19 protein-coding genes are annotated in these 24,511 nt (G+C 45.3%); 8 read left to right on the forward strand and 11 right to left on the reverse strand.

The annotated features are described in order from the left end of the window. The first annotated feature begins 177 nt into the window (after nucleotides 1-177). The 4 genes from H9659_RS04620 (at nucleotide 178) to H9659_RS15365 (ending at nucleotide 5,533) form a co-directional block, all read left to right on the forward strand. Nucleotides 178-810 carry a CBS domain-containing protein gene (locus H9659_RS04620; protein ID WP_191688753.1) on the forward strand — a complete coding sequence of 211 codons (633 nt, stop codon included), beginning with the start codon at nucleotides 178-180 and terminating at the stop codon, nucleotides 808-810. Nucleotides 811-992: 182 nt separating this feature from the next. Beyond that, on the forward strand, nucleotides 993-2,666 hold the full coding sequence (locus tag H9659_RS04625) for an ABC1 kinase family protein (protein ID WP_191688754.1): 1,674 nt from the start codon (nucleotides 993-995) through the stop codon (nucleotides 2,664-2,666). Between the two features lie 167 nt (nucleotides 2,667-2,833). Further along, the gene (locus H9659_RS04630) at nucleotides 2,834-3,946 is read left to right on the forward strand and encodes an ABC transporter ATP-binding protein (RefSeq protein ID WP_191688755.1); all 1,113 of its coding nucleotides are present in this window, start codon (nucleotides 2,834-2,836) and stop codon (nucleotides 3,944-3,946) included. A gap of 33 nt (nucleotides 3,947-3,979) precedes the next feature. After that, nucleotides 3,980-5,533, forward strand: coding sequence for a glycine betaine ABC transporter substrate-binding protein (locus H9659_RS15365; protein WP_191688897.1), 1,554 nt, complete (start codon nucleotides 3,980-3,982; stop codon nucleotides 5,531-5,533). Between the two features lie 63 nt (nucleotides 5,534-5,596). Here H9659_RS15365 and H9659_RS04640 read toward each other — a convergent pair whose 3' ends face one another. Continuing rightward, nucleotides 5,597-6,625, reverse strand: coding sequence for a YeiH family protein (locus tag H9659_RS04640; RefSeq protein ID WP_191688756.1), 1,029 nt, complete (start codon nucleotides 6,623-6,625; stop codon nucleotides 5,597-5,599). A 107-nt stretch (nucleotides 6,626-6,732) separates the two neighbouring features. Between H9659_RS04640 and H9659_RS04645 the strand changes: the two genes are divergently transcribed. Continuing rightward, nucleotides 6,733-7,638, forward strand: coding sequence for a LysR family transcriptional regulator (locus H9659_RS04645; RefSeq protein ID WP_191688757.1), 906 nt, complete (start codon nucleotides 6,733-6,735; stop codon nucleotides 7,636-7,638). Between the two features lie 400 nt (nucleotides 7,639-8,038). Here the strand turns inward: H9659_RS04645 and H9659_RS04650 are convergent, their stop codons facing one another. Continuing rightward, nucleotides 8,039-9,415 (reverse strand): FAD-binding oxidoreductase, encoded by a 1,377-nt coding sequence (locus H9659_RS04650; RefSeq protein WP_191688758.1) that lies wholly within the window; start codon nucleotides 9,413-9,415, stop codon nucleotides 8,039-8,041. A 125-nt stretch (nucleotides 9,416-9,540) separates the two neighbouring features. On the opposite strand from H9659_RS04650, the gene H9659_RS04655 reads away from it, so the two are divergent. Next, a complete protein-coding gene (locus H9659_RS04655; protein WP_191688759.1) occupies nucleotides 9,541-10,086 on the forward strand; it encodes a YusW family protein in 546 nt (181 codons plus the stop codon). 39 nt (nucleotides 10,087-10,125) lie between these two features. On the opposite strand, the gene ptsP is transcribed toward H9659_RS04655, so the two are convergent. From ptsP to H9659_RS04695, 8 genes are all read right to left on the reverse strand, one after another. Next, the gene (gene ptsP, locus H9659_RS04660) at nucleotides 10,126-11,835 is read right to left on the reverse strand and encodes a phosphoenolpyruvate--protein phosphotransferase (protein WP_191688760.1); all 1,710 of its coding nucleotides are present in this window, start codon (nucleotides 11,833-11,835) and stop codon (nucleotides 10,126-10,128) included. Then, nucleotides 11,832-12,098 (reverse strand): phosphocarrier protein HPr, encoded by a 267-nt coding sequence (locus H9659_RS04665; protein WP_191688761.1) that lies wholly within the window; start codon nucleotides 12,096-12,098, stop codon nucleotides 11,832-11,834. The genes ptsP and H9659_RS04665 overlap by 4 nt, the downstream gene beginning before the upstream one ends. A gap of 21 nt (nucleotides 12,099-12,119) precedes the next feature. Then, nucleotides 12,120-12,842: an SIS domain-containing protein gene (locus tag H9659_RS04670; protein WP_191688762.1), complete on the reverse strand. Its 723-nt coding sequence runs from the start codon at nucleotides 12,840-12,842 to the stop codon at nucleotides 12,120-12,122. Between the two features lie 5 nt (nucleotides 12,843-12,847). Next, nucleotides 12,848-13,570: a GntR family transcriptional regulator gene (locus H9659_RS04675; protein ID WP_191688898.1), complete on the reverse strand. Its 723-nt coding sequence runs from the start codon at nucleotides 13,568-13,570 to the stop codon at nucleotides 12,848-12,850. A gap of 32 nt (nucleotides 13,571-13,602) precedes the next feature. Continuing rightward, entirely contained in the window at nucleotides 13,603-14,766 is a 1,164-nt protein-coding gene (gene nagA, locus H9659_RS04680) for an N-acetylglucosamine-6-phosphate deacetylase (protein ID WP_191688763.1), read from the reverse strand. Between the two features lie 69 nt (nucleotides 14,767-14,835). Next, complete coding sequence (gene nagE, locus H9659_RS04685; protein WP_191688764.1) at nucleotides 14,836-16,746, reverse strand: N-acetylglucosamine-specific PTS transporter subunit IIBC; 1,911 nt, start codon at nucleotides 16,744-16,746, stop codon at nucleotides 14,836-14,838. Between the two features lie 205 nt (nucleotides 16,747-16,951). Continuing rightward, the gene (locus tag H9659_RS04690; RefSeq protein WP_191688765.1) at nucleotides 16,952-17,509 is read right to left on the reverse strand and encodes a PTS sugar transporter subunit IIA; all 558 of its coding nucleotides are present in this window, start codon (nucleotides 17,507-17,509) and stop codon (nucleotides 16,952-16,954) included. 73 nt (nucleotides 17,510-17,582) lie between these two features. Next, on the reverse strand, nucleotides 17,583-19,205 hold the full coding sequence (locus tag H9659_RS04695) for a M20/M25/M40 family metallo-hydrolase (RefSeq protein WP_191688766.1): 1,623 nt from the start codon (nucleotides 19,203-19,205) through the stop codon (nucleotides 17,583-17,585). A gap of 188 nt (nucleotides 19,206-19,393) precedes the next feature. Here H9659_RS04695 and H9659_RS04700 point away from each other — a divergent pair, with 188 nt between their 5' ends. Continuing rightward, a complete protein-coding gene (locus H9659_RS04700) occupies nucleotides 19,394-20,494 on the forward strand; it encodes a carbohydrate kinase (protein WP_191688767.1) in 1,101 nt (366 codons plus the stop codon). After that, the gene (locus H9659_RS04705; protein WP_191688768.1) at nucleotides 20,491-21,405 is read left to right on the forward strand and encodes a pseudouridine-5'-phosphate glycosidase; all 915 of its coding nucleotides are present in this window, start codon (nucleotides 20,491-20,493) and stop codon (nucleotides 21,403-21,405) included. Before H9659_RS04700 ends, H9659_RS04705 begins: the two co-directional genes overlap by 4 nt. A 56-nt stretch (nucleotides 21,406-21,461) precedes the next feature. Here H9659_RS04705 and H9659_RS04710 read toward each other — a convergent pair whose 3' ends face one another. After that, on the reverse strand, nucleotides 21,462-24,506 hold the full coding sequence (locus H9659_RS04710) for an efflux RND transporter permease subunit (RefSeq protein WP_191688769.1): 3,045 nt from the start codon (nucleotides 24,504-24,506) through the stop codon (nucleotides 21,462-21,464). Between the last annotated feature and the right edge of the window lie 5 nt (nucleotides 24,507-24,511).

Raw genomic sequence — 24,511 nt, forward strand, 5'->3', positions numbered from 1 at the left:
GGAAGAAATAAATAACCTGCAACAACTTAGTCGCTAGCAAGACTTTTTTGTGCCTGTACTATACAATAGAAGGTGAACAACGCGACTGAAAATACCTTGCTCTATGCTTTCTGTTTCACTTATAATGATATATACAAAACATTTCGAAATGATTGAAAACAACTGGAGGGATTATGGATGCGCGTACGTGACTTACTTGTTTCAAGAAATTATGTAACTACAGTAAATGACAAAGATACTGTAACTGAAGCACTCGATAAAATCAGGAAAAGCGGCTTTCGTTCCGTTCCTGTCGTGGATGCGAACGACCACTACAAGGGCATGATCTACAAGATCCACCTTATTGAATATTTGTATGAACAGAATGGTGATGCAGATGCTACGTTGGATACGATTGTAAAACACAAAGATGACTGCATAGAGGAAACTTCATCGTTCTTGGATGCATTATTGAAAATCAAAGCACTTCCTTTCATATCTGTTACCGATCACGGTAAACTCGTCGGTATTCTGACGCATAACAAAATTGAAGGAGTATTCCAAGATGCGTTTGGTGTGAATACAGGCGGGTTGAATCTGACCATCTCTTCGACTGAAGCTCGTGGAATGATTGAAAAATTGGCTCGTACACTTCGTGGGGAAAACATTGAAGGGATGCTAACTCTTGATAACGGTTCTGTTCTTGTGAGACGTGTCGTCCTGACGCTCGAGGGTGAAAAAACGGAAGATGAAATTGAAACACTTACAGCGAAACTTGAAAAAGCCGGTTTCCGCATTCTTCAAATGGAACGTCTTGAAAAGCAGCTATAATAGAGAAATGGTCATCTCGCTTTTGTTGCGAGATGGCCTTTTTTTCGTCATTGGCTGAGCCGCTTGATACGTATTCTATTATATCCGGGGGTGTTGCTGTCACTAAACCGAATTCTCTTCTGTATCACAGTTTAATAGCGACCTTAGTGGGGTATAGGTATTAGTTGAATGGAGGTGTTGGTATGATGAGGCTTTCCATCCGCAGAACGTATAGATTTCAAGAAATAGTGAATACTTTTCTGAAAAACGGATTTAGCCATGTGCTGTTTCGCCTAGGCATTACAGAGCGAAGAGCCGCGGCAAAGATGAAGAGCGAGCCTCTGGATATGAATCTTCAGCATATCGGACAAAAATTGAATCGTACTTTGCAGGAGCTCGGTCCTACTTTCATTAAATTAGGCCAAATTGCAAGTACGCGACGTGATCTAGTACCGATAGAAATTATAAGGGAACTTGAAAAACTTCAAGATCATGCCGAGCCGTTTTCATTTGAAGAAGTCCAGCAAATCATTGAAAAAGAGCTTGGGAAACCACTGAACGACCTATTTGAATCGTTCAACGACAAACCACTTGCAACTGCATCGATCGGCCAAGTCCATGCTGCCTTCTTATATAGTGGTGAAAAAGTTGCCGTAAAAGTTCAACGTCCGGACATCCGCCAAACTGTAGATACCGATTTAGCCATACTAAAAGAGATTGCCACAATCATTGAAAACAATACCGATTGGGGTAAACTGTATGGCATACGAGCTATTATTGATGAGTTCGCAGATTCCCTGCTTTGTGAGCTCGATTACGAAACTGAAGGGAGAAATGCTGAACGCATCTCGCGACAAGCAAAAAGAGATTCTTCTGTGTACATCCCCGAAATACATTGGGCCTTTTCATCTAAAAAAGTATTGACGATGGAGATGATCGAGGGGATCAAATCCAATCATATCGATGCGCTCGATGAACAAGGATATGATCGGAAATTACTTGCAAGGAAACTAGTGCATGAGATGTTCAGCCAAGTGCTAGACCATGGATTCTTCCATGGAGACCCCCATCCCGGAAATATATACATATTGCCTGGAAATGTGATTTCATTTATCGACTTCGGGATGATTGGAGTTATGGATGATCATATGAAACTGCAGTTTGCAAAGCTGATTATGGAATTGGAGCGCGGAAGTACAAAAGGCATCATCAAAGTATTGGATGCAATGGGGATCTTGCATGACGAGACGGATATAAAGAGTCTGCAAAAAGACCTAAGTATGCTTAAAACAAAATATTATGATATCCCTTTACAAAATATGAGCTTGGGTGACATTTTCATGGAGTTGTTCGGGGTTGCCTATCGCCATAGAATAAAAATCCCTAGTGAAATCACAGTTTTAGGGAAAACGATTTTAACACTTGAGGGATTGATTTCAAAGTTAGATCCTACTATGAGCATCATGGATGGCGTTGAGCCGTTCGGTAAGAAGCTCATGAGAGAGTATTACAGTCCCACTTCCATACTGAAATCGGCTTGGGAGAGTGTGAGCGAAAACGCAGAAATTCTTGCAAATATTCCGCGAGATTTCAAAGATATTAGTACGGCTGCAAAAAAGGGCAAATTGAAACTGGACATTAATTTACGGCAGACCAGTTTTATACTCCGCCGCATGGATATCATTAGTAATCGATTGGCTTTCAGCGTCATTCTTCTGGCATTCAGTATTCTGATGACAGGACTGATTATCGGTTCTGCAATTGCCGGAGAAAACAACATGTTACTGAACCTGCCTGTTATTGAGGTAGGTGCAATTGTCGCCTTTTTAATGTTTTTATTTCTTCTGTTCTCCATTTTTAGATCCGGAAGAATGTAGCGACTAGTCTGGTCTTTATAGACTTGGTCGCTTTTTCATACACTTTAGCAAGTAACCTAATTTACTAGATAAAAGGAGTCGGTTTTGCAATTGAGGTCCATTACGTCTAGTGTTATGAGTGGAACAATTTTAAAAAACAACAGAAAAATGAAAAAGGAGGAAGCTAATTGATAACATTTGAAAACGTCTCTAAAAAATATCCCGATGGATTTGAAGCGCTCAAAAATTTGAGCTTTGATATCCAACAAGGTGAATTATTCGTACTGATCGGTCCAAGTGGTAGTGGAAAAACAACTACTATGAAAATGATTAATCGGTTAATCGAGCCTACCGGTGGAGAGATTAAAATTGACGGAAAAAGTGTCTCATCTGTCAATCCTGTAGAACTCCGCAGAAGCATCGGTTATGTAATTCAACATATCGGTTTGCTGCCTCATATGACCATCCGCGAAAATGTCGGCCTCGTCCCCCAACTCAAAAAAATGGAGGAAAAAGACTACCACCATAAAGTGGATGAGCTGATGATGATGGTCGGATTGGACCCAGTCACGTATGCAGATAGATATCCTCAAGAGCTGAGCGGAGGGCAGCAGCAGCGGATCGGGGTAATTCGTGCAATGGCCGCAGAACCGCAAATCATTTTAATGGATGAGCCATTCAGTGCGCTTGACCCGATAAGCCGTGAACAGCTGCAAGATGAATTGGTCAAACTCCAGCGAGATGTGAAAAAGACGATTGTGTTCGTGACACATGATATGGATGAAGCGCTTAAAATTGCGGATCGTGTGTGTATTATGAAGGATGGAGAAATTGTACAAATCGATTCTCCCGAAGCGATTTTACGTCGTCCAGCAAATGAATTTGTACGGAATTTCATCGGAGAAGATCGCTTAAACGAAGCAATCGTACTTCCCTCACTCGAATCTCTTCTTATTAAACCCATCTCTACTCTTTATAAAAGAGGTCTGGCAGAATCATTGAAAACGATGCAGAAAAAACGTGTCGACACCTTGATTGTCGTTGATGAAAAAGACCGTTATCTTGGTGTGGCATCTATTTGGGATGTGCAGAAGCATTTCAACGACGAAACCCTTACACTAAATGACATTAAAAGAACAGATCATCAGAAATTCTATATTGATGAACCTGTCGGAGAAATTTTCACGAAGTTAAATGAATCAAGTTACTGGTTTATCCCTGTAGTCGATCGCGATGAAAAGCTACTGGGTCTCGTCAGCCGATCGAGTCTCGTTGAGTACATCGTCGATGAAATGCTTTAATCTGAAAAAACATGTTGACAGGAGGTCCTTACCATTAACGAAATATGGAATGATACAGTAGATGTCTTTACAAATCGATGGCCCACTATCTGGAGCCTATTTCTTGAACATGCGACGCTTTCTTTAATTTCCATCGGAATCGCAATCCTCATTTCAGTTCCCCTAGGTATCATTTTGACACGCAACACAAAAGTAGCTGAACCGATCATAGGGGTCGCTTCTGTGCTACAAACCATACCTAGCCTGGCCTTGCTAGTGTTCCTTGTCCCCTTTATGGGAACGGGCAAAGCACCCGCCATTATTGCGCTCACCATTTACGGCTTGCTGCCAATTTTGCGCAATACATATATCGGTATTCGCGGTGTTGACCGCGCAACTGTAGAAGCAGGGATCGGTATGGGGATGACGAGCCGCCAAGTGCTTACGATGGTGGAATTACCGCTTTCGTTAGGGGTCATCATGGCAGGTGTACGAACAGCAACGGTTTTAATTGTCGGTGTGGCTACCATTGCCGGACTGATAGGAGCTGGCGGACTTGGGGATCTCATTTTCCGAGGTCTTCAGACATACAATTCAGGACTCATCCTTGCAGGTGCAATCCCTTCTGCTTTGCTAGCTATCGTGCTCGACTTCATCTTGAAAAAGGTAGAAGGTATGGCGCAACCGGGTAAACTTTCCCGCAAAACGAAAAAGAATATAACACGCGGCGCGATTGCTGTCGTAGCAGCCATTGTTCTAGTGTTTGCAGTTACCTCATTCACAGGAAGTACAAAAGATACAATTACGATTACCGGTAAGAACTTCACCGAACAAGAAATCATGGTCTATGTGCTCGGTCACCTGATTGAAGAGAAAACAGACTTGGATGTAAAATACGAATCATTCCTCGGCGGTTCCACTCTCGCTTTTGAAGGACTTCAGCAAGGCAGTTATGACGTCTATGTAGAGTACACAGGAACTGGTTTGATGAACTACTTGAAGGAAGATGCTATTAACGATCCTGACGAAGCGTATGATTACGTAAAAAAAGTATTCAAAGAAAAATATGATCTCGTCTGGCTCGATCCGATCGGCTTTAACAATACGTATACACTCACAGTGCGGCAAGAAGATGCAGAAAAATACGGTCTTGAAAAAATGTCCGACTTGGAAAAGACTGCTGATTCCATGGTACTTGGCACAGAACCGGAGTTCCAAGAACGAAAAGATGGATATCCAGGCTTCCAAGAACTTTACGGATTTTCGTTTAAGGAAGCAAAAACAATGGATACAGGGATTATGTATAGCGCTATTAAAAACGGAGATGTCGATGTGATCGATGCATTCGGTACCGATGGACGTATACCAGCTTTCAACTTAAAAGTATTGGAAGATGACAAAAAACTGTTCCCTCCTTATTACGCAGCTCCACTCATCCGTCAAGATGTGCTGGATGAGCATCCCGAATTGGAAGAAGTTCTGAATATGCTAGCTGGCCGAATCGACGATGAACGCATGCAAGAGCTGAATGCTCGAGTTGATATTGACAAAGAGGAATATGAAACGGTTGCCGTCGACTTCTTAAAAGAAGAAGGATTGATCGAGTAACGCTCAAAAAACCACGTAGAAGGGAAATTCCTTTCTACGTGGTTTTTTTGGAAAAGTGATCGATCAGACGATGAAATATGCAATGACTGAAAGCAAAATCGATGTGACGGTCATCGCAGCAAGCGGACGAAGTGCTCGAGCGCGCAAATCGCGCAGGCTTACGTTCAATCCCAATCCAACCATAGCTGCGGTTAAGAGCCACGTAGTCAAGACTGAGATGAAGTCATACACTCCATCGGAAACTGGAATGATCGGTCCGAACACATAACTTCCGAGTACACTTAAAATGATGAAACCAACTAAGAACCACGGAAACTCGATTTTCGAATCCGCTTCGTCGGCTCCTTTACTTTTACGTTTCATAATTGCGATGAAGATGAAGCAAAGCGGCACAAGCAGGAATACGCGCCCGAGTTTCGCAAGGAGTGCGATGGCAAGCCCATCTTCACCCGCAGGAGCCCCTGCTAGCGCAACGTGTGCAACTTCATGCAAACTGATGCCTGACCACATACCGTACTGAATCGCATCGATTGGCAAAAATGGCCGTAATATCGTATAGCCGATGGCAAACACTGTACCCATCAATGCGATGATGCCGACACCGATTGCGGTATCCTCGTCCTTTGCTTTCACGATCGGTGCAACTGCCGCAATCGCAGCTGCTCCACAAACTCCTGTACCCACTCCAAGCAAGAGCGAAATATTCTTATCCGCTTTAAACATTTTAGCAAGCCAGAGAGTCATGAAGATAGCGAATATGATGACACCTACATCACGTGCAAGCAATCCAAGTCCGTCGCTCAGTACGGTATCGATATTCAGTTTAAGTCCGTATAAAATGATGGCTGTACGCAATAATCGTTTAGACGAAAATGCGATTCCCGGTCGGATCGCTTCCGGATATCCGAAAAACTGACGGAAAACTACAGCAATGATAATGGCAGAAGCGAGTTGTCCAATATGGTCAAAACCTGGTAACTTGGCAAGCAAGTAGCCTAAAAATGCGATGAAAAATGTAAATGCAACCCCGCCGATCCAAGCACTCGATTTTGATAGCTTTTTGGGTGATGGGGATAATGATGAAGAATTCATGCGTAACACCTCCTGGGGTTAAGTATACGCCCACAATTTCCATAAGGAAAATAACAATATATAATAGCTATCATAAGTAATTCCATATATGAGAAAGGGGTGCGCACATGGACCAAAGTTTAAATGTTTTTGTCACGGTAGCTGAAAAGAAGAATTTTTCACGGGCAGCCGAGGACCTCCACATGACACAGCCTGCGGTGAGTCAGTATATCCGCTCCTTGGAAGAGACGATGGATGTGCGATTGCTTGAAAGGACGAATAAATATGTCCGACTGACGAAGGCGGGTGAGATTGTTTATCATCATGCAAAAGAGATTGTAGGTTTATACGGTCGCATGCACCACCTGGTCAATGACTTATCGCATGAGGCGAGCGGAAAACTTTCAATAGGGGCCAGTTACACATTTGGTGAATATGTGCTACCTCATATGTTGGCTCGTTTGTTAGTCGATTATCCTCGTATTCAACCTGAGGTGACAATTGGCAATACGGCAGAGATTGCAGACCTTATCATAAGCCGACAACTTGATGTAGGGATAGTTGAAGGGCGTTTCAAAGAAAATCAGACGCTGGCAACACAAGCATTTGCAGAAGACCGGATGATCCTTGTCGCTTCGTCAGACCATCCGCTTGCTTTAAAAACAGAGATGATCGAATGGAGGGAATTGGAAGACCTCACTTGGATAATCCGTGAAGAAGGTTCGGGTACTCGAGAAGCTGTTGAAGCTGTGTTCGAACGTTTCTCGATTAATCCTGCCCGGACTATGCAGTTCAGCAGCACTCAACCTATCAAGGAAGCCGTGGAAGCAGGACTTGGAGTGAGCTTATTGTCAGAGTGGGCTGTACAAAAGGAAATCCGTTATGGCGATTTAGTGCAGCTCTCCGTAGAAGGCTTACCATTTGTTCGCCAATTCTCGATTGTGACCAGTTCTCCTTATCAGACGAAGGCATTGCAAGTCTTTCTGGAGCTGTTGCTCACTAATTATGAGCTGACTCTGTTTCGGGAAAAGTAATGGAATCGCCGGCTGATTTGGGTTGTCAGTCCGTACTATGAAGTTCAAGGATTAATTGGCAGTACTTCGCTTGTATATGGATTGAATAGTTCGCTCCAGGGGTGATTCGATGGATTGGATGATGTTTTCTTTGATGTCGAAGGTCGATTATGGAAATTTATGAGCGCTTTCTCTTTGTTATGATCACTTTCCGCGGTTTATGAGCGCTTTTCTGTCCGTTATGATCACTTTCCGCGGTTTATGAGCACTTTCTCTCTGTTATGATCACTTTCCTGAGTTTATGAGCGCTTTCTCTCCGTTATGATCACTTTCCTGGGTTTATGAGCTTTCAAATGCTAAGAGCACTATAACTTTTCACTTCAAGCAAAAAAGGGCTTTGCAAAAGCCCTCTCCACTTGCTTCATTTGATTAATTTCCCTGGGTTCATGACATTCTCCGGATCCAGCACTTGCTTGATCTTCAGCATGACATCATAGGCAGCACCGTGTTCATCGCGCTGGTATTTTTGTTTGCCTACGCCGACACCATGCTCGCCTGTGCATGTACCGCCACAGTCGAGCGCACGACGGACGATGGTTTCATTGTACGCATCGGCAATCTTGAGTTCTTCCGCATTTTCATGGTCAATCATTAGCAACACGTGGAAATTACCATCCCCTACGTGCCCTACGATTCCGCCTTCGAGTCCTGTTCTGTCGAGTTCCTCGCGAGCAAAGACGACGGCATCTGCTAATTTGGAAATCGGGACACAGACATCCGTCAGCATCATTTGTTTACCCGGGAAGCCATGTGTATAGGCATATGCGGCATTATGACGTGCTTCCCACAAGCGATTGCGACTTGCTGTTTCCGTTTCGAACAAGATTTCTTTGCAACCGAAGTCTGTGACAATTTCTTTCGTGAAGGCTACATCTTGGGCGAGACCTGCTTCGTTTCCATGAAACTCCAAAAAGAGGGTTGGCATTTCCGCATAATCTGTTTCACTATATGCATTCACTTGGCGAATGGATTCCGTGTCGACGAGTTCCACTCGGGCAATGGGAATGCCAGCTTGCAAAATTGCAGGCACCGCCTCAATGGCGTTCGTAATGGATGTAAATGTCGCACGTGCTGCTGTAGTCATTTCCGGAATTCCAAAAACACGGAGTGTCAGTTCCGTAAAACAGCCAAGAGTACCCTCTGAACCGACAAATAATCCATTCAAATGATACCCTGAGGAAGATTTAGCTGCTTTGTTCCCAGTGTGAATTACAGTTCCGTCCGCTAAGACCACTTCCAGATCCCTCACTTGATCACGCATGACGCCGTATTTCACGGATGTTGTCCCGCTCGCATTCGTTGCCGCCATGCCACCAAGTGTAGCATCTGCTCCTGGATCGACAGAGAAGAAGAGCCCATGTTTTTTCAACTCTTTGTTCAATACGGAACGCGTCACTCCAGGTTGCACAGTCACGAGCATGTCTGAAGGATTCACTTCGAGTATTTGATTCATCTCAGTGAAATCTATTGTAATCCCATGCTCATAAGGGATGACATGTCCTTCCAGGCTGGAACCGACGCCAAACGGAATTACAGGGATGTTCAGATTCCCCGCCGCTTTCACAATGCGGCTCACCTCTTCAGTGCATCTAGGGTACACCACGAGATCCGGCAAACTTGGCGTATGGTACGATTCATCTTTACTATGTAAGTCACGTACTGTATCATTCTTCGTCACTTGCTCCTGTTCTAAAAATCCGGTCAACTCGACAAACAGCTCGTCAACTGAAGAGTTCATCCAATCAAATCCTTTCTCACTAAATTTTTTAAGAAGTCATTCAATTATAACTCATTCCGAGGTCGTTTGTATTTCGAAAAATGGGGCACACTAGTAGTAATACACAATCTAGGGAGGAATACAGCATGAGAAAATCAACATCTATCGCAGGTAGCGTACTTGCGACAGCTCTACTTCTAGGCGCTTGCGGTAACAACGATACGACTCCAAAAAAGGATACGACAACTGAATCCGGAACCGGAACCGAAGAGTCCGCTAACAACAACACATCTTCCGGTACAGGGGATTCCACGGACACCAACAACTCTGCAGTCTCAGACAGCGACCAAGCCTACATGAAAGAACAAATGGATAAGCTGTCCTACGACGAATTCGAGTTGGAAGTCGATTATGGTAAAAACCAGGAATATGAAATTGAAATCGAACAAGACAACGGCAAGGTGGAAGCAACCGTTGATGATGACCTTTCAAACAGCAATTTGAACGGCCGGGAAGCGTTTGATGAAATTTATCCTAAGCTGGAAAAGTTGGAAATCACCGAAACTACAACAAAAGAACAAGCGATTCAACAAGCGTTGGACGCATTCGGTTTGAAAGATGATTATGTCAAATTTGATATTAAAGTCTCGATGCCTGATGGACAAAAAATCGAATATGAAGAAAAGAAATAAGTAAAAGCGGAACCGTCAATCGGTTCCGCTTTTCGTTTTTCAGCTATGTGCTTTCACAAATTCAACAATCTTTTCAGACGTTTCCATCTGTAAGATTTCCGGGATATACCCTTCCCATTCCGCTTTGGAAAGTTCTGCGAATTGCGCCCGTGCTTTCAGAATGCTCGATGGGCTCATAGAAAACTCATCCAGTCCCATGCCAAGTAAAACAGGAATGGACAGTGGATCCCCAGCTACTTCACCGCACATGCCTACCCACTTTCCTTCTTTGTGAGCGGCTTGAATCACGTTATGAATCAGGCGCAAAACAGACGGATGATTTGGCTGATACAAATACGAAACGGCTTCGTTCATGCGATCTGCTGCCATCGTGTATTGAATCAAATCATTCGTACCGATTGAGAAGAAGTCGACTTCCTTAGCAAACAAATCCGCAATAACTGCTGCTGCAGGGATTTCCAGCATCATCCCTACTTCATACGAATCACTGACTTGGATGTCTTCAGCCTGCAGCTTCTCCTGTTCCTCAAGTAACATGCCTTTTGCACGACGGAATTCTTCCAGCGTTGCAATCATCGGGAACATGATTTTCAAGTTGCCGTGAACACTTGCGCGTAATAATGCGCGCAACTGTGTACGGAACATCTCTTCATGTTCAAAGCAAAGACGGATGGCACGCTGTCCAAGGAACGGGTTCATCTCTTCAGGTGTGCTGAAATAGCTCAACTCTTTGTCGCCGCCAATATCAAGCGTCCGAACTACCGTTGGGCGTTCTCCCATGGAAGTCAGAACCGTTTTGTAAGCGTCGAACTGTTCCTCTTCCGTTGGGAAATCGCTTTTCCCCATGTAAAGGAACTCTGTACGGAACAAGCCGACACCTTCCGCTCCGTTTTTATCCGCTAACGGCAAGTCTTCGGTTGACGCAATGTTCGCACCTACTTCAACATGGTGGCCGTCACTCGTAACCGTCGATTCAGAAACGAAACGCTTCAACAGTTCCTTATCTTGCTCGAACGTCACTTTTTTCGCTTCATAAGCTTGTGTTTCTTCATCAGTCGGCTCGAGTAATACTGTTCCGTCTGTGCCGTCGACAATCAGAGAAGTCCCCTGCTCAATCGACTCCATCGCAGTTTTCGTTCCGACAACCGCCGGGATTTCCAGCATTCTTCCGAGGATCGCAGAGTGTGACGTGCGCCCTCCGATGTCTGTGACAAATCCTTTAACGAATTGTTTGTTCAATTGTGCCGTGGCAGAAGGGGTCAGATCGTCTGCAATAATGATCACTTCTTCATTAATTGTAGAAGGATCAGATACGTGGACGCCTAACAGCTTAGCTAGGAGACGCTTTGTTACGTCACGTACGTCTGCAGCACGTTCTCTCATATATTCGTTGTCCATCGCTTCGAACATAGCCGTGAAGGTATCGGCAGCCTGTTGCAAGGCATATTCTGCGTTGACACCTTTTTCGATGCTGCCTTTCACGCTGCTCTCAAGCTCTGGATCGTTCAATACGAGTAAATGCGCGCTAAAAATTGCTGCTTTGTCTTCCCCGAAGTTTTCGGCTGCTTTTGCCCGGATCGCTTCCAGTTCAACTGCCGCTTCCGCTTTAGCAGCTTCAAATCGGGCAATTTCCAGTTCCGGCTGTTCGATAGTGAGTTTTTCGACTGTGAGGTCTGGCGTTTCCAAACGGTACGCTTTGGCGATCGCTATGCCGTCGGATACACCGATGCCTGTTATCGTCTGCTTCACTCGCCAATGCTTTCTTTTTTCATAATGTCATCCACTTTTGCGATCGCCTCTGACTCGTCAGCGCCGTCTGCTGTGATTTCAACTTGCGCACCGGATTCAATCCCCATGCCCATAACGCCCATGATGGACTTCAAATTGGCAGTGCGCTCGTTGTACGTAATTGTGACGTCTGACTTGAATGGTGTGACTGCTGATACGAGCATAGAGCACGGACGTGCGTGCAACCCTTCGCTGCTAGTAATTGTGTACGTTTTCTTTTCCATAACTGAATCTCTCCTTTTAAGTCAAAACTGGATGCGGTCGCTATAGTGTGCGATGAGCGCATCATTATGTGGTTCATTACCTTCTAGATTACCGCTTTTGAAAACTGGCGGTTCCATTCCATTCGCACTCATTCGTACGACAACTTCACAGAACAAAGCATGCAGTAATGCATTCCCAATTACTGAGGACGCAGGACCGCACTGGATAGCGTCAATGTGCATGATTCCGTCGCCTGGTGGTACTTTTGTATCCAGCACAGCTGACACACACGTTTCCAGTCGCTTGCCCGAAGTATGACGAGATGGATGTTCCTTTTCAGTATACAATAAAGACTGAATGGAAACCGTATAAGCGCCTTGTGAATTCGCAAATTCCGCCATATCGACCGGCACAGGGTTACGGCCAGAATTCGAAATGATAATCACCGCGTCATCAGGTCGTATGTCGAGGCTTGTTAGAAAGGTTTTGCTGAAGTCGGGATCTTTTTCGTTTTTGGATGAAAGCAGCGCCCCTTCGTGCAACATCAAAGGACCGATGGAAATGGGTTGAACACACGCTAGACTTCCTGCCCGGAAAAAGCCTTCCTGCGCAAGCAACTGGGAATGACCAGAGCCGAAGAGATGAATGATTCCACCTTGTGCAATTCGATCAGCCAGTTGTTGAGCAGCCCGTTCCAGCGGCTCTTTTGCTTCAGCTCCTGCTTCTGTTAAACGTGCAATGATTTCACTGATATATGAATTCATGATATTCACCTTCCGATTTCACTAATGAATTTATATCGATCGGCCCGATACGTACTTCGAACGACCTCGAAAATGCGACCATCCTCCAACGTACTGACACGTTCGATGAGCACAACAGCTGCAGGAAGTGCAATTTGCAAGTACCCGGCATCGTCCGTTTTTGCAAGAGCTGCTTCCATCCGCTGTGTCGCTTGTCCGATTACAAGTTTCTCCTTGTTCTCGATGAACGCATATAAGGATCCTTGCAGCGCTTCTTCCGTGAGTGCAGGAAACAAATCCACAGGCAAATAAGATCGTTCAATCGCCATCGGTGTGTCGTCCGCATAGCGGATCCGGACCACCTTATGGACAACCGCTTCCGAAGATAGTCCAAGACGCGCAGCAATCTGCGGATCTGGATGAATCTGGCTGAAGCTGATCAGTTTGGTCCCTGGTGTGAATCCCCGTTCTTTCATGTCTTCTGTAAAGCTCGTTAATCCGTTGAGCGGCTGTTCCATCTTCTCTTCCGCCACAAACGTCCCACGACCTTTTTCACGATATAGTAACCCGTCCTTCACTAAATTCGTAAGTGATTGACGGACTGTCATGCGACTCACCCCAAACATGTCCGTCAATTCACGTTCAGATGGAATGAGGGACTTTACGGGATACACCCCTTGAGCGATTTGCTCTTTTAAATAATCTTCAATTTGAACGTAAATCGGAATAGCTGATTGCTTATCCAACATGATGCCACCGCCAATCCGTTCTTTCAAAAACGTCACAACTCTCCATTACGTTCATACCCGATTACACCACCACAAATCGTATGCATCACCGTCCACTCTTTATCGAGTATGACGACATCTGCATCATTCCCGGCAGACAGGCTTCCTTTTTTCGTTAGACCCAATTGTCGTGCTGCATTCCCTGAAGAAATCTTCGCAACTTCAAGTGGGCCGATTCCTAATGTACGGACGACATTTTTAACAGCATGTTCCATCGTCAAAATACTTCCTGCAAGTGTACCATCCGAGAGACGTGCATCCGCTTCTGTAACATGGACCGGTTGTCCGCCAAGATCATACTCACCCGGTTCCAGTCCTTTTGCACGCATGGCATCCGTTATGAGAATCAGTCTATCCGCACCTTTGACCCGGTATGCAAGTTCAACTGCTTTCGGATGACTGTGGATGAAGTCCGCGATCACTTCCGCATAAATGTCATCGATAAGGAGCGCCCCGCCAATCGCTCCCGGCTCTCTGTGATGGAACGGAGACATCTGGTTGTATAAATGAGTGGCTTGAACAGCTCCCGCTTGCGCTGCCTCTTCCATCTGAGCGATCGTTGCATCCGTATGACCCATCGAAGCAACAATGCCTTCCGCAGCCAGCTTTTGAATGAACGACAATCCATTCGGCTCTTCCGGCGCGAGTGTGACCATGCGGATTTTACCTTCAGCGGCTTGCTGCCAAGCATCGAACTGTTCCGCATCAGGTGGGCAGATATGTTCAATAGGCTGGGCACCTGCACGCTTCGGCGATACGAATGGCCCTTCCAAGTGAACGCCTATCATATGTGCTTGTCCTTCACTCGTCGTGAATGCCGCTGCATTTTTCAGCGCAGCTTCAATCGCTTCAGGGGCTTGTGTCATGGAAGTCGCTAAAAACGATGTTGTGCCTTCTCTTGGAAGGACATCCGCCATCGTTTTCAAAGCTTCTTCTGTCGCATCCATGACGTCCGCTCCAGATGCTCCATGGATGTGCATGTCGATGAACCCTGGCAATACATATCCGCCATGTGCGTCTATCTGTTGGTCGGCCTGGCGCTTGATGGAAGTTCCAATTTCCTGGATCAACCCATTCTCTATGAACATCTCACCTTTTTCAATGATTCCCTCTGGTGTTACTAAGGTTCCGTTTGTCAGTAAAATTGTGTGTGTCATCGCTGTCCACTCCTTAAGAAAATACGCCGGAAGAGTGACTGTCGTCTCTCCCGCCGGCGTAATCAGTTATTATTCATCAACCTTAACGATTGAATCCGTTCCTTTACGTTGGAACCCTTTTTTCAAAATGTGCAAGTTGGCTTTTTCCACGTTTGTGAAAATAACCGGTGTTACAACGGATGGGGCGTTTGCTTTGATGTAGTCCAAGTCAATATTCAACAGGGCATCGCCTCGCTGAATGAGCTGACCATTTTCCACAAGCAATTCGAATCCTTCACCGTTCAACTTAACTGTATCCAGTCCTACGTGAATGAGAATTTCTACACCTGTATCTGTTTCAAGACCAATTGCATGTTTTGTCGGGAAGACGCTGACGACTTTACCGTCAATTGGTGAATGAATCGTTTTCCCTTTCGGCATGATACCGAAACCAGGCCCCATCATTTCTTTTGCAAATACGTCATCTGGAACTTCCGACAAGTCGATGATGTCTCCATCGATCGGCATGTGGAAATCAGATGCTGGTAATGCTTTCACATTGTGGGGCTGTGTATCCAGTTCCATGGACTCCTCAGTCTTTGGAGCCGGGTTACCGTTCGTCATACGTCGTTTCATCGCTTCAGCTAAGAATTCAACAGCTGTTCCGATGACCACTTGAACGTTTGTTTTACTGATTTTCATGTACCCCATAGCGCCATAGCGTTTCAATTCTTTTTCATCGACAACATCAGAGTTTTTAACTGTTAAGCGTAAACGAGTTGTACAGTAGTCGATGGCTTGAATATTATCAAGGCCGCCAAGCGCTTCAATGGTATGATATGCCTTCACTTCAACAATATCATCGCCGTAGACTGCTGTATCTTCCACCATATCTTCATCGTCTTCACGACCCGGTGTTTTCAAGTCCAGTTTCACGATGAGGAAGTAGAAGACCACGAAGTAGATGACACCGAATACGAGTCCGATTACTAGGAGGATCAATGGATTCTGTGCCAAACCATAGTTCAAGACATAGTCGATCGCACCTGCTGAGAACCCGAAACCGTGATGAACATCGAACATATACGATACGATCATGGACGCACCTGTCAGCAATGCGTGCACGACGTATAGAACTGGTGAAAGGAACATGAACGCAAATTCGATCGGCTCTGTAATCCCTGTAAGGAAAGAAGTGAATGCGATACTGAATAACATACCACCGACAATCGCTTTCTTCTCCTTTTTAGCTGCAGCATACATCGCGAGACATGCTGCCGGAAGACCGAACATCATAATCGGGAAGAAACCGGACAAGAATGGTCCTGCTGTCGGATCTCCTTTTAGGAAACGGTTAATTTCCCCTTTCACCACTTCACCACTTGCAGTAGTGAACGAACCGAAGTCGAACCAAACCACTGTATTGATCACGTGGTGAAGACCTGTAGGGATCAATAGACGGTTTAAGAATCCGTATGCGCCTACTCCAAGAGTTCCAGCACCTAGTACCCAGTTACCGATACTATCAATCACACCTTGTACAGGAGGCCAAGCATAGATTAATACCCCTGCCAGTACAGTCATTGTAGCCGCTGTTACAATTGGAACGAATCGTTTTCCGCCAAAGAAGGCGAGGAAATCCGGAAGTTTAATATTATAAAAACGGTTATAAAGAAGACCTGCTACAATACCTGAAATAATACCGCCGAATACCCCCATATTCGATGCATCGCCTAGGACAGATTTCATAGAGCTCGTCAGCACTAAATAACCTACTGCACCAGCTAAAGCCGCTCCACCACTGTTATCGTGTGCAAATCCCATTGCGATACCAATTGCGAAAATCAGTGCTAAGTTACCAATGATTCCATCTCCCGCTGCAGCAATGAACGGAATACCAAGCATATCATCTTGCCCAAGTCGCAAAAGCAATGCAGCTGCCGGCAAGGTCGCAATCGGAAACATTAAGGATTTCCCGATGCGCTGAATAAAGTTCATCATCTTCTTCTCACTCCTTTTTAGTTATCTTACTATTCACTATACCGGTAGACCGGTCTAGTTGTCTATACCAATTAAACCAAAATACCAGAAAGAATGTAAGCGTTTTTACGAATTTATGTTTGAAAGTTTGAAAGTATGCACGAAAAAGCGAGTGTAAAAGGATCTACACTCACTTTTCTCATAAGGTTTCTATTGAATTATCAGCTCATGCATCTACACGGATGATTCCGCTCGTGCCTTTAGTTTGTTTACCTTGTTTTAGTAAATGGATCTTCTCTTTTTCAGTATTCGTGAAAATAACAGGCGTCACTGCTGAAGGTGCATGTGCTTTAATATAGTCCACATCGATCTTGAGCAGCGCATCTCCCCGACGGATTGTCTGCTCATTCTCAACCAATAGCTCGAAACCTTCACCATTCAATTTCACTGTATCGAGTCCTACATGAATCAGAATCTCCACGCCTGTTGACGATTGCAGCCCAATCGCATGTTTCGTCGGGAACACGCTCACAACTTTACCGTCGACAGGTGAGCAAATGGTATCCCCCGTCGGGTCAATTGCAAATCCAGGCCCCATCATTTCCTGCGCAAAGACGGGATCAGGCACTTCAGACAGCGGAAGAACATCTCCATCGACAGGCATGATGAAATCTTCTTCCCTAATTCCCTTCACTGCGGGTGTCTGTGCTGTAGGTGTCTGCTGCTCCTCAGCTGGATTGTCCCCTTTTAACGACTGTGCCATCTTTTTAAAGAAATTCGCCATTTCTTTCACTCTCCTTCTACCTATTCATGTGTATTGTTCACTGAAAAACGTCACACTATCCTAATACCCTCTGTTACTTCCCGCAAAAGTGTTTGGTAAGTGTCTCCAACATTTGAGGAAGCCGGACAAAAGCACTCTCGATGTGCAGCCTCTCTGTACGTTGGTGGGCATCCTTACCGAACGGTCCGACATTCAAAACAGGTGCATCAAGTGCTTTCATTTCTTCAAATGGCATCCAATAAGTCGCACCCCATACAGGTGTATTCCGCTCAAACGATTTCCAGCCTGTGCCTTCATCTTCATAATGGACATAGCTCAAATCGCTTATTCCATTGAAGTAGTGAATTTGCGACACTTCTGTTCCGAGTGAGGTCGCTTTGTCTTGCATCAGTGTGACAAGCTCCTGGACGAGCGCATCCTCCGAGGTATTCACGGCCGGGTAATACGGCGGAGCGAATAATAGAACGGTTGCTGGTGCAAGTTCTTGGCATTCTATCATGAGTACATCGACGATTTTAAATGATTTGTCCCGATCGTCGAGTTCCCAATCTCCAGATACTTCCGTAATGATCCGTTTCACTTCCGATTCACCTAACTTGTTGTTAGCGTAATCCATCAATTCTTCAAACTTAAGCAGCTTGATCTCCCCGACTTTAGAAACGTCTTCGCGCTCACAAATATCGGTGTATGCGACTTCACATGCTTCGACTGAGTCTTTTGCGATACCTTCAAATAGCTCCATCACTTCCGCTGCCGTCCTCTTCATTGTAAAGACATTATAAAGTGCAGTGGAGCGGTATGGGGTTTGCACGGAATAATGCGCTTTTAAATCTTTTTGCTGCAACGTTACCGGCAGTGGCGTCGTTTCACCATGACTGGTTTCCTTGAAGATATGATTCCATTCCATCCGCTGTGTTAAGAAAGAAGCCATGAATGTCGATGTAATTCCTTTCAATGGTTCTCCAACATGCGTTTCTTTTCCGTAAAACAATGCAGCGGGCATAATTTTACCGATGGATCCTGTATAAAGATATTCTTTTGGATCTCCCGGCTCCTGGGAGAAAACCGGTTCCCCATTTAAAAACAATGTATATGTCAGATCGTGTTCCTGTTTCATCCGAACGAGTGACTTGACTGCGGTACGCATACCAGCAGAGCTCACCTCTTCATCCGGAACAGCGAGTAACACTAAGTTCACAGGCCATTGTTCCGCTGACGCCTTTTCGATCAAAGACATATGTAATGCTAGTCCCATCTTCATATCCATCGTTCCGCGGCCAAACAGATACTCCCCTGATTCCAAATCAGCCAATGCTTCATCAGGTAGTTCCTCTTTATACTCATGTAATTTTACGGTTAGCTCTTCAGGATGGAACGCAAACGGCTCTAGTGCACCATATTCTTCTGTCCATACTGTGTCAAAGTGGCTGATGAGTACAATTGTATCTTGCGCTTCATCATTTTTATACAGCGCAGTAACTGAATTACGGCCTAGACCTGCATCGTGCAACTCCAACTGTTCGGGATGTGCTTCAAAATAAGGGACACTTTTCAGTCTTTCAGCGAGTCTATGTGGAAAAGCTTTTTCCCCTTCTGTAGTTGTCCGACTTTCCCAATTGACGAGCTCGCATAGTAATGCTCGTAATGTCTCCGGGGTATTCCATTGCAATTCTGTTCCAGTATGTTGGTTTGCCATTAAAAACCCTCCTTTTTAAATACCTGCTGGCATCCTGACAGCATACACCTGTCTGCTTTTGAGTGTACGCTTTTTGTCGAAAAGAGTCATCTCCTACAGGTTAATTGTTTAACTTGCAGCAATACAAACTTATGTTTATAATGTAAACATAAGTTTAATACACGCAATCCGAACAGGAGGTGTTTACAATGAACGAAAAAGAACAGCAGCTGATGTCGTTAATCCGTCAGAATCCATACTGTTCCCAACAAGAACTGGCAGATGGCCTTGGTCTCTCCCGCCCCGCCGTCGCCAACCTGATTTCCTCGCTTACGAAACGTGGTTATATCGCAGGAAGAGCCTATGTGTTAGCACCGGAAGATGAAATCATTTGCATCGGGGGTGCGAACGTCGATAGGAAATTTCACGTCACTGGTCCAGTTGCGCCCGGTACTTCGAATCCTGCTGAATTGTCCGTGACGATTGGCGGAGTCGCTCGCAACATTGCTGAAAACCTAGGGCGTCTGGATCATCCTGTCCGTTTGATCACTACAGCAGGAAAAGACGCAGACTGGGACTTGATTGCAGCGCATTCAGCTCCCTTTATGGATCTGACGTCCGTACGGTTATTACCCGATGCCTCGACCGGCTCGTACTCTGCTGTACTAGACAGTCACGGGGAACTTGTGATTGCAATGGCAGTCATGGATGTCTACGAGTCACTCGATTCGGACTACATCGCTTCACTCGAACGGCACTTGGCTCGTGCCAAGATGATCGTCATAGATCTCAATGTAGCAAAAGAAACGGCAGAAGCGATTCGTGTTGCAGCGCTCCGTCACCAAGTTCCACTTGCGATCGTCCCTGTCTCCGGACCTAAAATGGCGCATTTACCAGATAGTCTTGAAGGGCTGACATGGTTCATCTGCAACGAAGACGAAGCGGAGACACTGACTGGTGTCACGATACAAAGCGATGAGGACTGGAAAGCAGCTGTCACCGCACTCCTTGACTCCGGGACTGAACACGCCATCATCACTCGTGGCAAAAAAGGAATCATGGCGGGCGACCGTTCAACGAGGACGCTCCATCATCACGCAGCGATTCCTGACGTTTCTGTAGAAGATGTGACTGGAGCTGGCGATGCATTCGTGTCGGGAGTCCTTCATGCTGCTGTAATGGGACGTACGCTCAATGACGCAATTTCCTATGGACTTGTGAACGCAGCAAAAACACTAGCTTCCACTTATACAGTCAGACCTGAACTGACAGCCAATGAATTAGAAAAAGAACTGGAGGAATTCAAATGAAATCATATATCGTCTTCTCAGAAGAAGTTTTAAACGCTAAAGCAGCTGGTCAGCCAATCGTGGCACTCGAATCGACCATCATCTCTCATGGAATGCCCTATCCACAAAACGTGGAAACTGCTCGTGCAGTAGAACAAATCATTCGTGATAACGGTGCTGTCCCTGCAACCATCGCTTTAATCGACGGGCAGATTAAGATCGGATTGTCATACGATGAGCTTGAAATGTTCGGAAAAAGCGATAACGTTGCTAAAGTTTCTCGCCGTGATATCGGGTACTTACTTGCAACAAAGCAACTTGGAGCAACAACGGTGGCAGCGACTATGATCTGTGCAGACCTCGCTGAAATCCGCATGTTTGTAACAGGTGGAATTGGCGGCGTACACCGTGGTGCTGAAACGACGATGGACATCTCCGCAGATTTAGAAGAACTTGCAAAAACCGATGTCGCTGTCGTTTGTGCAGGTGCTAAATCCATTCTCGATATCGGCCTCACTATGGAATACTTAGAAACAAAAGGCGTGCCGGTCATCGGATATGAAACGGATGAACTGCCTGCATTCTATACACGTAAAAGCGGATTCCCTGTTAACTTCCGCGCAGACAATCCAGAAGTCGTTGCTGAAACACTTGCAGTAAAATGGCACCTCGGACTTACAGGAGGAGCTGTTATTGCAAATCCGATTCCTGTGGCAGACGAACTCGATCCGGAAATGATTAACGGAATCATCGAGCAAGCCCTTGCGGAGGCAAAAGAAAAGGGTATTAAAGGGAAAGACGTGACCCCATTCATGCTCGGAAAAGTGAAAGATCTCACAGATGGCAAGAGCCTAGTAGCTAACATTGCCCTCGTGAAACATAACGCAGTCGTCGGTGCGAAGATTGCCGTCGCGTTAAGCAAAACTAAATAATCCTTTAATCAAAAGAAATCCACAGAGAAATTTTCTGTGGATTTCTTTTTATGCTATTAAACACGTTCGGCACGATGCCCGATGAGTTTGTAGTAAACCAAATACAACGACGGAATCATTACCAATGTAAACAAGCTTGAGAATGTAAGACCCGCGATGATCGTAATGGCTAACGCTTCAAACAGTGGATCACCCGAAACTGCAACTGGGATCAGCGCAACGATCGATGTCAGCGAGGTTAAAATGATCGGTTTGATACGCGCGTAGCCTGACTCGACAATGGCTTCTATTACATTCATATTCCCTTGCAGACGTCGTGCTTCCACAAAGTCGATTAACACGACAGCGTTTCGCACTACAATACCTGTCAGTGAAACAATCCCCATCACACCGAGGAAACTTAACGGTGTCTGTGTGATGAACAATCCAAGAATCGCTCCGGAAATACCAAGATATACCGCGAACAATACGAGGAAAGGCAGACTGAACGATTTGAATTGGAACGCAATGACCAAGTATACAAGTAACAACACTACTAAGAATAGAATACCGATCTCCGCAAAGAATGCCTGCTGATCGGAATTCTCCCCGCCCGTTGAAATCGTATAGCCTTCAGGCAGGTCTTTCTTTTCTGTGTCGACAGCAGCTAACATGTTGTCTTTGAATCCATCAGCATCGCCATACGCCTTTAACGTAATAGCACGTTCCCCTTTTTCATGTGGGACCTGTGTAAGTAAAGATGTTTCTTCTGAAGTAAGTAATTCATCCAACGGGACGAGTTTCGGTGGACCTTGAGTTGTCATGGAAGGGAGGACACTTTCTGACAGGTCTACCGGTTCCCCTTCGTTCACACCTTTTTCCTTTAACACGACTTGCTTTGAAATGTCTCCTTCATACAACTTGAATAACGGCACACCTTGTGTCAGTAACTGCAGTTGATTCGTTACTAAGTTCAACGAAATACCGTTATCCTCAAGTGCCTGACGATTCGGCACGTATTGGATAGCTGGAACAGGTTCCCCTAAGTTATCCGTCACGATGTCCGCACCCTGTTCAAGCAAACTAGCTTTCAACTCATCTCGTAGCTGAGCAAGCTTGTCGATCTCTTCGCCCTTGATTGTTACAGTGACAGGCGCTCCAACAGGCGGGCCTTGAACAATTGTATCCAGGAAGATTTCTGCATCAGCGTAGCGTTTCCGTAATTCAGGTTCCCACTTGCCGATGAATTCAGAAGCGCTCATATTGTCTTTTTTAATACGGAACACCGCTTGCCCGGTATTTTCACCCGTATTATCCATAGAAGCAGCAAACAGATTAGGCAATCCGCTGCCTGTAAAAATTGCAGTCTCTTTTACATTACGATCTTCCGACGCAACTTCGTCAATCATCTTTTGGATCTCATTGTTCGTTTCGTCAATTGTCGTCCCTGCTGGAAGTCGGACATTCATCGTCACTTCTTCTTTGTCTGCAGCCGGGAAGAATTCAAACGGTGTGAGGAATGCCAAGAATAGCAATCCTGTCGCGATGACAAGCCCACCGATTCCGACAAGTAATGGGCGTTTCAACACTGTACGTAAAACCTTTTCCGAGTAGAACACCGCGATTTTCTCTAGCGGTTTCCCTAAGAATCCTGGAGTATCCGATACTTTCTTATTGCGTCTTTTCGTCTTGATGAATTGGAGCATCGGAACAAGGGTAACTGACAATACTGTCGATGCAATAATTGTTGTGATTAAGATACTCGGGAGTGCTTTGATGAATGCACCATTGCCACCCGATAGTAAAAGTAACGGTGAAAATGTTACAACAATTGCTAAACTGGAAGAGATAATAGATGTATAGACTTCTTTGACACCATTAACCGCACCATCCAACGGTGAATCTCCTAGCTTATAGCGTCGCTGAATGTTGTCATTCACAACGATACTGTCATCGACGAGAATCCCGATTGCGATGATGAGTCCGATAACGGAAATCTGGTTCAAATCGACTCCCATGTACGGAATTGGAATGAGGCCCACGAGGACAGAAGCAAGAACGGTCAATGCAACTGCAAACGAACCGAACAGGGTCAATCCCGCAGTGGTCACCACGAGTACCGCAATGACTGCAATGAGCAGTGAAATATATAAACTATTGAAGATCGAGTTCACATTGTCCGCTTGTGATTCATATGTGTGAGCCGTTACTTCTTCAGGGAGGTCTTCAATATACCGATCCATCTTCTTAGCAATGGTTTGATCCATAGAAGGGATATCTTGGCCTGGCTGTAGGAAAACCGTATAAGAAATAGCGGATTGTCCGTCAAAAGTGACAATATCTTTCGCTTCGTTTGCCACTTCTCCTATATCAGCCACTTTAGCCAACGGTACAGCGGCATCACCAATTTGTAATTGCTTCAGTTTTTCAATTCCCTCATCCTGTTTCACAGTTAGGACGACACGTTCTTTGCCGTCGTCATGAGTCCCGAGTGAGAGAGGCTGGTTCGCTTGCTGCAGCACACTGAGCACGTCATATGGCTGCAATCGATTTTCAGCCAGCTTTACCGGGTCGAGCGTAATCATCAGTTGCTTCTCTGTAAACCCTTTGACAGTTGTACCGGCAACTCCTTCTATAGACTGAATGTCATCTGAAAGCTTGGCAAACGAAGTCTCCAAGTCTGCAAGTGCCTCTTCGTCTCCAGTAAACATGTAAGAAACGAGTGGGAACGCCAAATCGAGCTTTTTCACTTCAGGTGATTGTGCGTTCTCTGGCAATTCGCTAGCAGAGCGCTGCACTTCTTGTTGCAGCTTGCTGATTGTCTGTTCGGAGTCGATTCCATCCTTTAGCGATAATGTAATGATCGAGGCCGAATTTGCAGATACGGAATTCATCGTATCGATTCCGTCCACTTTTTTCACGGCCCGCTCAAGTGGATTGGTTACGGTTCTCTCCACTTCCTCCGGTTCTGCACCGGGAAGAATGGAAGATACCATGACCAGATCGACCGGGGTCTCAGGAATTTCACGCTTCGGCAGCGTTAAAAATGTATAAATACCAACAAGCATGAGGATGAAAATCAGGAAGATAAATAATTTACTCCGTTTTAATAGATAGGCCATAGGTG

The organism is Sporosarcina gallistercoris, assembly GCF_014836415.1.
GTDB classification, from domain to species: Bacteria; Bacillota; Bacilli; order Bacillales_A; family Planococcaceae; genus Sporosarcina; species Sporosarcina gallistercoris.

Bases quoted from the DNA above. Each gene is read 5' to 3' on its own strand.
- H9659_RS04695 (WP_191688766.1), bottom strand. From the start codon at position 19,205: ATGGCAAACCAACATACTGGAACAGAATTGCAATGGAATACCCCGGAG.
- H9659_RS04645 (WP_191688757.1), top strand. From the start codon at position 6,733: ATGGACCAAAGTTTAAATGTTTTTGTCACGGTAGCTGAAAAGAAGAAT.
- H9659_RS04650 (WP_191688758.1), bottom strand. From the start codon at position 9,415: ATGAACTCTTCAGTTGACGAGCTGTTTGTCGAGTTGACCGGATTTTTA.
- H9659_RS04625 (WP_191688754.1), top strand. From the start codon at position 993: ATGATGAGGCTTTCCATCCGCAGAACGTATAGATTTCAAGAAATAGTG.
- H9659_RS04640 (WP_191688756.1), bottom strand. From the start codon at position 6,625: ATGAATTCTTCATCATTATCCCCATCACCCAAAAAGCTATCAAAATCG.
- nagE (WP_191688764.1), bottom strand. From the start codon at position 16,746: ATGATGAACTTTATTCAGCGCATCGGGAAATCCTTAATGTTTCCGATT.
- H9659_RS04675 (WP_191688898.1), bottom strand. From the start codon at position 13,570: ATGTTGGATAAGCAATCAGCTATTCCGATTTACGTTCAAATTGAAGAT.
- H9659_RS04700 (WP_191688767.1), top strand. From the start codon at position 19,394: ATGAACGAAAAAGAACAGCAGCTGATGTCGTTAATCCGTCAGAATCCA.
- H9659_RS04665 (WP_191688761.1), bottom strand. From the start codon at position 12,098: ATGGAAAAGAAAACGTACACAATTACTAGCAGCGAAGGGTTGCACGCA.
- H9659_RS04710 (WP_191688769.1), bottom strand. From the start codon at position 24,506: ATGGCCTATCTATTAAAACGGAGTAAATTATTTATCTTCCTGATTTTC.
- H9659_RS04690 (WP_191688765.1), bottom strand. From the start codon at position 17,509: ATGGCGAATTTCTTTAAAAAGATGGCACAGTCGTTAAAAGGGGACAAT.
- H9659_RS04670 (WP_191688762.1), bottom strand. From the start codon at position 12,842: ATGAATTCATATATCAGTGAAATCATTGCACGTTTAACAGAAGCAGGA.
- H9659_RS04705 (WP_191688768.1), top strand. From the start codon at position 20,491: ATGAAATCATATATCGTCTTCTCAGAAGAAGTTTTAAACGCTAAAGCA.
- H9659_RS04655 (WP_191688759.1), top strand. From the start codon at position 9,541: ATGAGAAAATCAACATCTATCGCAGGTAGCGTACTTGCGACAGCTCTA.
- H9659_RS04620 (WP_191688753.1), top strand. From the start codon at position 178: ATGCGCGTACGTGACTTACTTGTTTCAAGAAATTATGTAACTACAGTA.
- nagA (WP_191688763.1), bottom strand. From the start codon at position 14,766: ATGACACACACAATTTTACTGACAAACGGAACCTTAGTAACACCAGAG.